The 10,671-nt window shown below is 66.7% G+C and carries 15 protein-coding genes and 2 pseudogenes; 11 read left to right on the top strand and 6 right to left on the bottom strand.

Annotated features, from left to right (window positions below):
* Positions 1–427: 427 nt before the first annotated feature.
* Entirely contained in the window at positions 428–1,063 is a 636-nt protein-coding gene (locus EJK15_RS63680) for a hypothetical protein (RefSeq protein WP_138719985.1), read from the bottom strand.
* 92 nt (positions 1,064–1,155) lie between these two features.
* On the opposite strand from EJK15_RS63680, the gene EJK15_RS63675 reads away from it, so the two are divergent.
* Positions 1,156–1,614 carry a MarR family winged helix-turn-helix transcriptional regulator gene (locus EJK15_RS63675; RefSeq protein ID WP_240778007.1) on the top strand — a complete coding sequence of 153 codons (459 nt, stop codon included), beginning with the start codon at positions 1,156–1,158 and terminating at the stop codon, positions 1,612–1,614.
* A 350-nt stretch (positions 1,615–1,964) separates the two neighbouring features.
* Here EJK15_RS63675 and EJK15_RS63670 read toward each other — a convergent pair whose 3' ends face one another.
* Both EJK15_RS63670 and EJK15_RS63665 read right to left on the bottom strand, forming a co-directional pair.
* Positions 1,965–2,270, bottom strand: a complete 306-nt coding sequence (locus EJK15_RS63670) for a hypothetical protein (RefSeq protein ID WP_138719983.1) — start codon at positions 2,268–2,270, stop codon at positions 1,965–1,967.
* A gap of 53 nt (positions 2,271–2,323) precedes the next feature.
* Positions 2,324–2,668 (bottom strand): STAS domain-containing protein, encoded by a 345-nt coding sequence (locus tag EJK15_RS63665; RefSeq protein WP_240778008.1) that lies wholly within the window; start codon positions 2,666–2,668, stop codon positions 2,324–2,326.
* Between the two features lie 840 nt (positions 2,669–3,508).
* Between EJK15_RS63665 and EJK15_RS63660 the strand changes: the two genes are divergently transcribed.
* Together EJK15_RS63660 and EJK15_RS63655 are read left to right on the top strand one after the other, a co-directional pair.
* Entirely contained in the window at positions 3,509–3,928 is a 420-nt protein-coding gene (locus tag EJK15_RS63660; protein ID WP_138719981.1) for a CBS domain-containing protein, read from the top strand.
* 142 nt (positions 3,929–4,070) lie between these two features.
* Complete coding sequence (locus EJK15_RS63655) at positions 4,071–4,508, top strand: transcriptional regulator (RefSeq protein WP_138719980.1); 438 nt, start codon at positions 4,071–4,073, stop codon at positions 4,506–4,508.
* Positions 4,509–4,592: 84 nt separating this feature from the next.
* Here EJK15_RS63655 and EJK15_RS63650 read toward each other — a convergent pair whose 3' ends face one another.
* The 3 genes and pseudogenes from EJK15_RS63650 to EJK15_RS78520 all read right to left on the bottom strand — a co-directional run.
* Positions 4,593–5,453 (bottom strand): universal stress protein, encoded by an 861-nt coding sequence (locus EJK15_RS63650; protein WP_171075314.1) that lies wholly within the window; start codon positions 5,451–5,453, stop codon positions 4,593–4,595.
* Between the two features lie 266 nt (positions 5,454–5,719).
* Positions 5,720–6,019 (bottom strand): annotated as a pseudogene (locus EJK15_RS75830) (fructose 1,6-bisphosphatase); the annotation flags it as partial.
* A gap of 25 nt (positions 6,020–6,044) precedes the next feature.
* Positions 6,045–6,179, bottom strand: a pseudogene (locus tag EJK15_RS78520) (fructose 1,6-bisphosphatase); the annotation flags it as partial.
* Positions 6,180–6,441: 262 nt separating this feature from the next.
* Between EJK15_RS78520 and EJK15_RS63640 the strand changes: the two are divergent.
* The 8 genes from EJK15_RS63640 to EJK15_RS78230 form a co-directional block, all read left to right on the top strand.
* Positions 6,442–6,705 carry a hypothetical protein gene (locus EJK15_RS63640; RefSeq protein WP_138719978.1) on the top strand — a complete coding sequence of 88 codons (264 nt, stop codon included), beginning with the start codon at positions 6,442–6,444 and terminating at the stop codon, positions 6,703–6,705.
* Complete coding sequence (locus EJK15_RS63635; RefSeq protein ID WP_138719977.1) at positions 6,702–7,508, top strand: HPF/RaiA family ribosome-associated protein; 807 nt, start codon at positions 6,702–6,704, stop codon at positions 7,506–7,508. Before EJK15_RS63640 ends, EJK15_RS63635 begins: the two co-directional genes overlap by 4 nt.
* A gap of 482 nt (positions 7,509–7,990) precedes the next feature.
* Complete coding sequence (locus EJK15_RS63630; protein ID WP_206062110.1) at positions 7,991–8,920, top strand: tyrosine-type recombinase/integrase; 930 nt, start codon at positions 7,991–7,993, stop codon at positions 8,918–8,920.
* The gene (locus EJK15_RS73830; RefSeq protein ID WP_206062108.1) at positions 8,917–9,063 is read left to right on the top strand and encodes a hypothetical protein; all 147 of its coding nucleotides are present in this window, start codon (positions 8,917–8,919) and stop codon (positions 9,061–9,063) included. The genes EJK15_RS63630 and EJK15_RS73830 overlap by 4 nt, the downstream gene beginning before the upstream one ends.
* Positions 9,063–9,524 carry a hypothetical protein gene (locus EJK15_RS63625; protein ID WP_138719976.1) on the top strand — a complete coding sequence of 154 codons (462 nt, stop codon included), beginning with the start codon at positions 9,063–9,065 and terminating at the stop codon, positions 9,522–9,524. The genes EJK15_RS73830 and EJK15_RS63625 overlap by 1 nt, the downstream gene beginning before the upstream one ends.
* Positions 9,521–9,844 carry a helix-turn-helix domain-containing protein gene (locus EJK15_RS63620; protein WP_138719975.1) on the top strand — a complete coding sequence of 108 codons (324 nt, stop codon included), beginning with the start codon at positions 9,521–9,523 and terminating at the stop codon, positions 9,842–9,844. The genes EJK15_RS63625 and EJK15_RS63620 overlap by 4 nt, the downstream gene beginning before the upstream one ends.
* A 236-nt stretch (positions 9,845–10,080) precedes the next feature.
* Positions 10,081–10,470, top strand: a complete 390-nt coding sequence (locus tag EJK15_RS72185) for a hypothetical protein (RefSeq protein ID WP_171075313.1) — start codon at positions 10,081–10,083, stop codon at positions 10,468–10,470.
* A 29-nt stretch (positions 10,471–10,499) separates the two neighbouring features.
* A partial coding sequence (locus EJK15_RS78230) for a transposase (RefSeq protein WP_138718588.1) occupies positions 10,500–10,671 on the top strand: 172 nt, incomplete at its 3' end.

Below are 10,671 nucleotides of genomic sequence, written 5' to 3'. Positions count from 1 at the left end.
CAGCCCCAGCCCCGTCGCCCCTAGCTTGGTGAACCGGCAGCCCTCGACGCGGACCTCCGCGGCCCCGTCGAGCACCACGCACGCGGGCACGGTCTCGGATCGTCCCGGCACCGTGACCCAGGCCTGCCCTTCGACCACCGTCACCCGCTCGATCGGCCCGCCCTCGTAGTAGCCGCGACGTCGAGCGGCTGGTCCGCATCCGCAACGACCGGCTGGTGTATCGCGACCCACCGCCGCGCGGACCGGGTAACGGCGGCCGTCCGGGACGGCCTCGCCGTCGCGGCGAGTCCTTCTGCTGCGCCCGCCCCGGAAACCCTCCAAACCGGCCCGGGACGTCCCAAGGGCCGCACCAGCACCCCAGCTCGCCGCCGCCCAGCCATGAAGAAGACAGCTTGACCGAGTCCATAACCGGAAAATGCTCTTGTGTTCAGCGGGCCATGGTCGTCCCGCTCGGCATGGGTCCGACGATGAATGCGTGGACCGACCCACCGATAGACACGGTGGCGAATGATGCCTGATGGGGCACCGCATGCGGGATCGCGATGGCGTGTGTGCCTGCGAGGAGCCGCCCGTCCAGAATGACCTGTGAGGTGCTTTTCGGTTCCGGGGGCACGAAGGAGGTGTGCCACCAGACGATGATGGCGACGTCCTGTGGTCCTTCCAGGGATATGCCGATCGACCGGGACTGAGCGTCGTACGCAACCGAGGAAGCGGGCCTGGTTGTGCTGTCGCCGAGGGCGGCCTCCACCTGCTCTGCGACCAGGCCGGGAATGCCTGCGTAGCCTTGGACGAAGACCACGGACGGGTTTCGGGTCGAGATCTGCTCTCGGAGCTGGTCCTTGGTGTCCGGCGGCACCATTCCTCCGAAGACGACGAGGTCGAGCTGCCTGATATCGAACAGGTCAAGGGTGTGATCGAACTCGTTTGTGGCTCCCGCGGCGTAGCCCTTTTCCCGCAGGATCATTATCAGCTCGGATAACACGCTCTCGGTTCGTCCGATCACCAGGATGCGCACGGGAGGGTTCGCGGCGGCGCTGCCGGCTTCGACAGGCAGGGTGAGCATGATGGCTCCTTGTCGTGGTCTCAACTTGCTATATGTTGGTGGCGCCAACATAATGCATGTTGGTGTCACCAACAAGGGCTACCCTAGGACCCGTGCCTGAACAGCAGCCTCCACATGTTTCTGCACCATCCCGGATCCGGAACCTGCCGACCTGGCTGATCAGTCGCGCCTACAACCGCTCGCACGGGCTGTTGAACGACGGCTTCGCGGCCAGCGGCACCGGACTTCGTAGCTACCACTACCGCCTGCTCGCCGCGATCGAGGAATGGGGCCCAATCGGCCAGGCGGACCTGGGACGCAGCACGAGCGTCGACCGCAGCGACGTCGTTGCCCTCCTGGGCGACCTAGAGCAACTCGGACTGATCCAACGCACAGTCAACCCCAACAACCGGCGTCGCAACATCATCTCGATCACCCCGGCTGGTCACAAGCAACTGCAAGCGCTCGACCGTGTGGTCGACGAGATCCAAGAGCAGGTGCTCGCGCCGCTCTCGCAGAACGAGCGCCAGCAGCTGACGAACCTGTTGAGCAAGCTCATTGACACCCACTGACCGCTCAATCAGGACGGCGCGGCGGGTATTGGCTACCCATGTCGAAACGGGCTCGTGCTTGTCGAGCAGAGGTTCACCAACCAACAGACCGTCGGGTGGCCCAGGGCATCGCAGCCCTGGGCTCCCACGGAACCGTGCGTAACAGTCGCCCGTTACACGGCTCTTCTCATCCTTTCCAGAGGAACTGGCTAGGCGTCGCCACAGCCGGGGACGGAACTCGGGGGAAGACCGTCCCCGGCACCGCCCCCGGCACGCCCTGTGTGATGAGCTGGCCAGGCGCATGTTCCGTTACGGATCGGATCTCCATCGCCTGACCAGCTCATCGTCTCATCCTGGACGCGCTCGCACCGTTACTGCCCCAAACGCCCCTGCTGTCCGATCTGTTCGCCCGGCTGCCCCAGGGCAACGCCGAACGGCTGTCCCTGCGGTGCCGTCGGGGCGCCCCCGACGCCGACGAGTTCCATCAGCCGCGTCTCAACGTACCGCTCGCTGTGGTGGGTCTTGTCCGCGATCCGCTGAACGAGATCGCCAACGTTGCGGGCGAAGTCCAGATCGGACGTGCAAACCTCGGCGAACTGGTCGAGGATCCGATATTTGACCTGTTGCCACCTCTGCCGCAACTGCTGCTCGACCTGCTGGGCCTGCTGCTGTTCCATGATCGTCCTTTCCTAGCCGGAACGCCGTAAACCTACCCTCCGTAGTCACTCCATTACTCATAATGCTTCTTAAGGATCTTTAGATCGTTTCGGCGTATGGTGAAAGCACGGGTCAATCCCGTGATTTCCAGGACGCGGCGGACCCTGCCGTGCACGTGAGCCAGTTCCATGGTGCCGCCCGCGCCGGTGACCTTGCGCTGGGCCTTCAGCAGTGCTTCCAGCCCCTCAGAGTCACAGAAAGTCAATCCGGCCGCATCCACCAGCAGGTTGTGCTGCTCCCCCGCCAGTGCCTCGCTCACAGCGTCCAGCAGGCAGGGAACCGAGCAGAGCTCCAGCTCACCGTCCAGAGCTACGATGATGCGATCGGGGTGCTGCGTCACCCGCGCTGACAGGGGCATCACGATCACCCGGCAGGTAGACGATCCTTACCTTCTCCCCCCACGCTACGCGTGACCTGCGAGGACTCCACACGTTCACCCTGCATGGGCCCAAAGGAAGCCGCCCCGGAGGTCAAGAGTGGACAAGTGTCCGCCGCGAGCGCCTCGGGATGCTCCACATCGACCATCGACACCCGCATGATGACTACTGCGGCCTCCAAGGCACGCCAACCGGGAGGCCGCCCCCGGCGAGAAATGCTGACCCACCTCGCCGGAGCCTCGGCACCTAGCCCGAGGCGTCGCCACAGCCGGGGACGGGACTCGGGGGGAGGCCGTCCCCGGCGCGGCCGTGACACCGCCAACCGAAGCCACCGTCCTTTACTCGACATGACACCGTCACGACTGATTGTCAACGGCCGTCGGCTCAACGTGCTATGTGTTGGCGACCCTGGCGGACCCCTGCCGGAAAGTGTTCTGGCGCGGTCAGCGCGAGTGGGAGGTCAGCATGAGGGCAAGCAACTCCAAGGCGTCGACGAGGTCGGACGAATCCCGCCTTATGCGATGTCCACGGGTTCCTGCATGGGGCCGCCACCGTTGACCATGTCACTCTTCCGTTGACATCCGGGCGTGAATATTTCGGGCACTCTCTTGGCTCCCCCGGGGGAAACATGCCCGAACGCTGGCCTTCCGGAAGATTGAGAGATCTGCCTTAGGCCACAAAATCGGCGGCGGATGTGACTTCCGTGCCTGTCCGCGGGGCACTGTCGAGGCGAGAGCGCCGGTGCGGACGCCGCATGCCGACCGGCTGGGGCATGTGCTGGCCTCTCATCCACGAGTGCTGTCGCCGGCTGAGGATCTGCTATGACACGCCACGTTCGGGACGTGATGACGAGGGACGTCGTGATGGTGAGCGCCGATTCCACGCTGGTGGCCGCGGCTCGGGAGATGCGCGAGTACGACATCGGTGACGTCTTCGTCATGGAGGACGGGCGGCTGTTCGGGGTGCTGACCGACCGGGACATCGTGGTGCGGGCGATCGCGCGCGGCCTGTCGCCTGAGCTCGTCTCGGCCGGTGACATCTGCAGCCGGGAGCTCGTCACGGTCGCTCCGGACGATGGGGAGTGGTACGCCGTGGAGTTGATGCGCCTGCATGCGGTGCGCCGGCTGCCCGTGCTCGATCGCGGGCGGCCGGTGGGCGTGTTGTCCCTGGGCGACTTGACCGTCGATCTGGAACGCGACTCCACGCTGGCGTCGATCAGCGCGGCTCCACCCAACAGATGAGGCCCATCGCCATCCTGCGGGCGGCCCCCTACGAGCCTTGGCCGCCAGGCGACCTGCCTCTGGGTTGCCCGATCGACACGTTCCACCGGTGTTGCGTCCATCGCAACAGCTACCGCATCTGCCAAGCATGGGAGCTATGGCCTTGTCCACCATCACCTTGATCGGCGAGTTCACGCGCCAGCAGTGGAAGCTGGTGATGATCTTGTTGAGCCGGTTCGTCGGCTTCATGGCCAACCCCTCCCCGACGTCGATCGAGCGTGTCCGGCACACGCTGAGCGCCACGTTCTTGACCGGCCTCGCCGCCGCTCTGCGCAGCTCAGCCCAGGGATGGGACACGCGGGCACCAAGTAAGCCTTTCGGAGCGGGCAGGCGTACGCTGGCTGCGATCAAGGCTGACCTCAGCATCACCAGGCGACAGCGCCATATGCTGATCGACATCTATGAGGCGTTCCAGAAAGAGAACCACGCCACAGCCGCGCAGGCCAGGCAGGCACGTGTCCGGTCGAGCCGGCCCAGCACGGCGCCGGTTCACCGCCCGAACGGTCATGCCGTTCCAGACACTAGAAACGGCCGCACATGAGGTTCATCCGGAGTCAAGAAGATCGTCGAGGCCAAGCCGTTCTGCGCGCGGGTCGCCTTGGCGAGGGGGTCGTTCAGACAGCGGTCAGGGCCGGACCACGATGACGGGGACGCGTGCATGGTGGACCATGGCATGTGTGACGCTGCCCATGCCGAGCAGGGCCGGTGCTCCGCTGTGCGCCCCGATGATGACGAGATCGGTCTCGGCCGAGGCGTCGATCAGTGCTAGTGCCGGATGCGCGTGCATGACCTGTGGGATGAGCGATACGTCCGGGTACTTCTCCCGCCAGCCGGCGATGACCTCGGCGAGCAGGATCGCCTCCTCCTGGCCCACTTCGCCGATGTCGTAGACGAGAGGCTGTGGGTCGCCCGGCCATCTCGTGGTGGGATGCACCCAGGCGTGGACCGCCCGCAAGGTGGCGTGGCGCAGTGCGGCCTCGCGGAAGGCGAAGTCCAGGAGGGAGCCTTGGCGGGGTTTTCCGGTGATGCCCACGACGATCTCGCCGCGGTCGCCTGCGTGCGTCTGCCGGATGACGGCCACCGGACACGGTGCTCTGGCCACGACGTCATGGCTGACCGAGCCCAAGAGCAGCTCGGTGAAGCCGCCACGGCCGCGGTTTCCTACGACCAGGAGTTGCGCCTCTTTGGCCGCGCCGACCAGCGCGTCCGCCGGTCGGCCGGCGATGATGTCGGTGGTGATGCTCAGCTGCGGCCGGCCCGCCCGGGCGTGGACGGCGGCGTTGTCGAGCATTTCCCTGGCGGCGGCCTCCGTCCCTGGTCCCCAGGTGCGGGGCGGGGGGACGAGCGGCACATTGTGAGCCCACCTGGGGACCGCGTACATCATCCGCAGCGGAGCGCCGCGGAGGGCGGCCTCTTGTCCGGCCCAGCTCGCGGCCTGCAGCGAGGGCGCTGATCCGTCCACGCCGACGATGATCGGCATTGTCATGGCGGCCACCTCGCACATTGGTGATTCACACGGAAGATTCCCCGACAGCCCCGCCTGTCTCACGCCACGCTAGGGGTAGCCTGCGGGGCCGCAGACGAAGCCAGGAACGGTTCCCGTCACGACCTTCGGATCCCTTGCCCTTGCATGAGCGCCCTATGCCGGAGACAGCGTCTCATCCAGGTCGAGACGAGCTCCCGATTCGCTCACCTCCGGCTCGTTCCGGCTGTGGCGAGTTCGGTTGTCATCGGGGTCCAGCGGCTGGCGAGTCATTTGGTGAGGACGGTCATGGTGGTGTACTCCAGGTCCTCCAAGGGCAGCCGGTGCGGCTCGAACGGGCCGTGCCTGCGCAGGTAGTCCATGGCCTCGTTCGCCTGCTCGCGCGCCCGGTCGAAGGCCGGATCGGCGAACAGGTCACGCGGGCCGATCAGCTTGCCGTCATGGATCTGGAAGCCGAGCGCGACCACGCGCGGCGGGCCGTCGAACCGGGACGGGTGCGCGTGCCCGCTGGAGACGGTCATGAGCGGGGCATGGTGGGAGCCACGCATGCAGACGGCCACCCCCGGAGGCGAAGGTGAAGGGCTCCAGCACCTCGCCCACGGCGGGCAACCCGGACTGGCAGCGGACGATCATCACCGGGTCGTCCTTGCCGACGTACTTACCGGCGATCGGCGACAGCCGCTGGGTGCTGGTCGCGGCTGTGCAGTGGGCGGGACGTCCGCTTCCAATGCCCGGCGGAGTGTCCGGCCAACGCCGAGCTCACGGGTGATCGGCCTGACGTTCCGATCCTTAACCGAGGCCCGGGTTCACGGCTTGGCGATACAGGTCCCCGTGCGTGTCGACCCCAAGAATGCCGGAGACCTGCGGCACCGGAACTGTCCCCTGTCAATGGGGCCATGGACCTGCCGTCGAAGGACGTAAGTCCCTGTGACACTACTGCCGGCCCTGGGGAAGGGTGGGAAGGGAGAACGCTTCCTGGGAGGTGCGTCAGATGTCTGAGCCCAAGCCCGATGTGGTTCCTGCAGCCGAGCAGGCACCTCCGCTCGAGGCCGAACTGAACCTTCTCAAGGCCCGGGTCAGCATAGCCGAGAAGCAGATCCAAGCGTTGGCCGAGGCCAGTCTGGCCCTCGCCCGCGGCCTGGAGGCCGGGCCGATGGAGGAGCCTGGGCAGATGCACCCCGAGCTGGCCGCGCGGCTAGCCCACGAGCTGCTGCTCGCCGCCGACCTCGTCAGGAGCGGAGGTGACACGACATGAGCCGTCGACACGCCCCTGTCGCTCTTGACCCCGTCCAGGTGCAGGTGGAAACGCGCGGCGCCATCTCGCCCAGTTCAGCCGAGGCCGCCCGCGAGGTGGTGGCGGCATCGACTGCGGTCGCCCACGAGCCGGTGCTCTTTGCCCGGGTCAAGCTCAGCGCCTCGGCCGATCCGGCCGTGGCCCGGCCCTGCACCGCGCAGGCGAACCTCGACGTCAGCGGGAGGCTCATCCGCGCCCAAGCGGTCGCCGAGTCCGTGCACCAGGCCATCCGGCTGCTCGGCGACCGGCTCCGGGTCCGGCTGCGCCGTACCAGCCAGGACTGGGAGGACCTGCGCGGGCAACGCCCGGAGGACGCCGACCACGAGTGGCGGCATTCCAGCCCGCACCGTCGTCCTCTGCCCTACTTCCCGCGGCCCGAGGGGGAGCGGGAGATCGTCCGGCACAAGACGTACGAGCTGGCCTGGGCCACGCCGGATGAGGCGGCCTTCGACATGGAACAGCTCGACTACGACTTCCATCTGTTCACCGAGGCGGAGACCCGCCAGGACAGCGTCATCTATCACAGCGGAGACGGGTACCGGCTGGCGCAGGTCGACCCCGCGCCCGACCGGCTGGGACCGGTGTCGATCCCGCTCACCCTCAGCTCTGCACCGGCACCCGTCCTCTCGATCCGGGAAGCGGTGGAACGTCTGGAAACCATCGGTTCGCCGTTCATCTTCTTCGCCGACACCGGTACCGGACGGGGCAACCTCGTCTATCACCGTTATGACGGCCACTACGGCCTCATCACGCCCAGCAGGTGACCAGCAATGCGTCGTCGACGCTGGTCACGCCACAGCAGGGAGTCCTGCAGGTTACGGAGACCACATACTCGCTGCCGCCCACTCGGCCCTCCACTCGGGTCGGCGTCACCGGCCGCAAAGTAGCGAGAAAGGCCAGGTCGATCGTTATCTTGGGTTCTCGGCCTCTTCTCGCAGGTCAGAGCGAGATGATCTTTTCTTTCACGTGTGGCACGTTGGCTGATCTTCACACCATGTTGCCTCGAACGTGTATTCCATTGCTATCTAGCGTTCTTGAGCGAAGTAGCTGGTCAGCCGCTTGATAAGCAATAGTTCTTGAGTTGAGCTCGTTGGATCTCCCTCGACTTCCCCTTCCCTGGCCTGCGAGCTGGGTCTTCTCGGGTTTGCCGGATGGATCACGGTCACCTGAAGTAGCTTCACTCTCTGTGAAACAACTGTCACTGGAGTGACGGAATGGCGGCTGGAGTGAAGTCGGGAGGTGCGGGTTGACGCTGGCAGTCGTACGGGATCTGCGCGAGCACCGAGCCCCGGCGAGCGCGGAGGAACTCGCCGATTTCGAGACCGATGTGCTGGCAGGGTTCGTGCTCGCGCGCGCCTCGGCCGGGCTGGCCGACAGCACCATCCGCAACGACACCAACCATCTGGAGCTGATCCGGACCTGGTTCGGCCGGCCGCTGTGGGAGATGCAGCCGAGCGACGCCGATGCCTACTTCGGCAAGGTCCTGCGCGACGCCAAGCCCTCCACCCGCACCGGTCGGGCGGCCGCGCTGACGGTCTACTTCCAGTTCCTCGAGTTGCGGCACCGTATCGAGTTGCACAACATCACCGGCCACGTGATCGAGTGCCCGCTCGATGAGATGAACAGGCCCAAAGCCTCGGTCGACCCGCTGCTGCGGATCCCGCCGTCGGAGGCGGAGATCGAGCAGTTGTTCGCCGGATGGCGCGAGGGCCTGCTCACCTGCCGCAAGTTCGCTCCGGCCGCCCGCAACTATGCGGTCGCGCGGCTGGTCGCCGACGTGGGACTGCGGATCAATGAGGCACGGATGCTGGACCTGGACGATGCCCGGTGGGAGCTGGGCCGGTTCGGCAAGCTGAACGTCCGCCACGGCAAGGGCTCACGCCGCCGCGGGCCCAAGCCCCGACTGGTGCCGCTGATCAACGGCGCCGACGTCAACCTGCGTTGGTTCATCCAGGACGTGTGGGGTTTGTTCGACGGCGATCACACCCGGCCCGGCGCTCCGATGTTTCCTTCCGAGCGCAAGAACACCGACTGCTCGTGCGGGCGCGCGACGGCTGATGTGTTCCGCCGCTCGCTGGCCGAAGCCGCTGAAAGATACCTTCCGACCTGGGCGGACCAGCTCACGCCCCACGTGCTGCGCCATTTCTGCGCCTCCCAGCTCTATCTGGGGGGATGAGCCTGCTGGCCATCCAGGAACTCCTCGGTCACGCCTGGACCGGCACGACCGCCCGCTATGTCCATGTTCACCGCACCCATGTCGAGGATGCCTGGGTGCGCAGCCAGCAGCAGGCTGCCGACCGCTGGAAGGGACTGGAGTGATGACCGACCATACCGCCGGCCCAGCCGGTGACTACTGGATCCGGCATGACCTGGCGTGCGCCCTGAGCCTGGGAGCCTGCGAGCTGACCTACCTTCAGGCCGGCGTCGAACTGCTCATCGACCATGAGTACTGGCTGCGCCGGGCCGACTTCACCGACGCGTTCATCACCATCGACGACAGCGTGGCCAGCGCGCGGGCGTTCATCGACTGGCAGGAGGCGATCGCGGCCCTGACCGCCGGGCGACTGCCGTGCAACGGCGGCGAGCGGCGGATGCTGCTGATCGCAAGGAGCATCGCCGGCGCCATCCCGGTCGACCTGTCCGACGCGCTGACCGGGCTGGACCGCACCAACATCGCCTTGGTCGCCGCCGCGGTGCTGCGCGCGGCCGGCCTGCAGGATCAGGTGATCGAACCGCAGCCCGACATCCCGTCGCACCATCGAGGAGCGCAGCAGCGATGAAGTGGAACCTGCGCCTGGCCGCGGCCAACCGCGGCATCTGGAAGGCCAGTGAGCTGCAGCGCCTGCTCGCCGGCCGCGGCATGACCATCAGCGCGGGCAAGATGTCGGGCCTGTGGTCCGGCCAGCCCAACAGCGTCCGCCTGGACGAACTGGATGTGATCTGCGCCGTGCTCGGCTGCGGCATCGAGGAACTCCTGCAACCCGAACCAGAGACGACTGCTGCACCTAAGCCTGGGAGCGATGATCAGTCCGCCGCTGTCGGGCAGCCCCGCGCCATCACCCCGCGCCCCCGTTCTGGCCGATCTCTGCCTCCTCGATGAGCTGCCTGCACTGCGGTGGGCCGCTCCCAGACGGGAGCCGCCGCGACAAGCAGTACTGCCGTCGCAAGTGCAGTGACGCCGCCCGCTTCGAACGGCAAAGAACCGGAGCTCCGCAGCCGCCCCGCTGGCAGCACCCCGCCCTGACGGCGGACGACGAGCGACTGCACAGCGCGGCCATCCTTACCCGGCATCTTGCTGCGGCTCACGGCTGGTCCCCTGCGACGATCAGGTTCGCGATGGACGGTCTGACGGACCTGCTGGCCGGGCGCCCACCGGATGAACCGGTCCTGCTGAGCGAAATTCGGACAAGGACACCGCGGTTCAACTCCAAGCTCCGGATCGTCGAGGTCCTGACCGAGATGGACCTTCTCGTCGACGACACCACCGCTGCGATTCGGTGCTGGATCGAGACGCGCACCAGCGCGTTGCCCGCCGGGTTCGCCGCCGACGTCAGAGCCTGGCTGCTGGTGCTCCTGGACGGCGACGCCCGCACCCGGCCCCGGTCACCTTCCACCCTCTATGTCTACTTCGGGGCGCTCCGGCCACACCTGGAACACTGGGCGATCACCCGCCACCACCTCCGCGAAGTGAGGGGCCCTAGATCTTCCGGACAGCTCCCCAACTAGGGTTGGGGGTGACCGGAAGGAAGCAGTAGTTGGCACGACGTAAGGGCCCGTACTCGCAGGCGTTCAAGGATGAGGCCGTCCGCATGGTGCTGGATGGGGATCGTCCGGTGTCGCATGTCGCCCGGGAGTTGGACATCCACGACACCACCCTGCATAACTGGGTGAAGGCTTGGCGGCGGGAGCATGGAGGCGTGGCGCCGG

Origin of the sequence: Nonomuraea basaltis, from assembly GCF_005893125.1 — a bacterium.
Taxonomy (GTDB): Bacteria; Actinomycetota; Actinomycetes; order Streptosporangiales; family Streptosporangiaceae; genus Nonomuraea; species Nonomuraea basaltis.
Note: the sequence above shows the minus strand (reverse complement) of the source record. Positions and strands in the feature narration are given on the sequence as shown.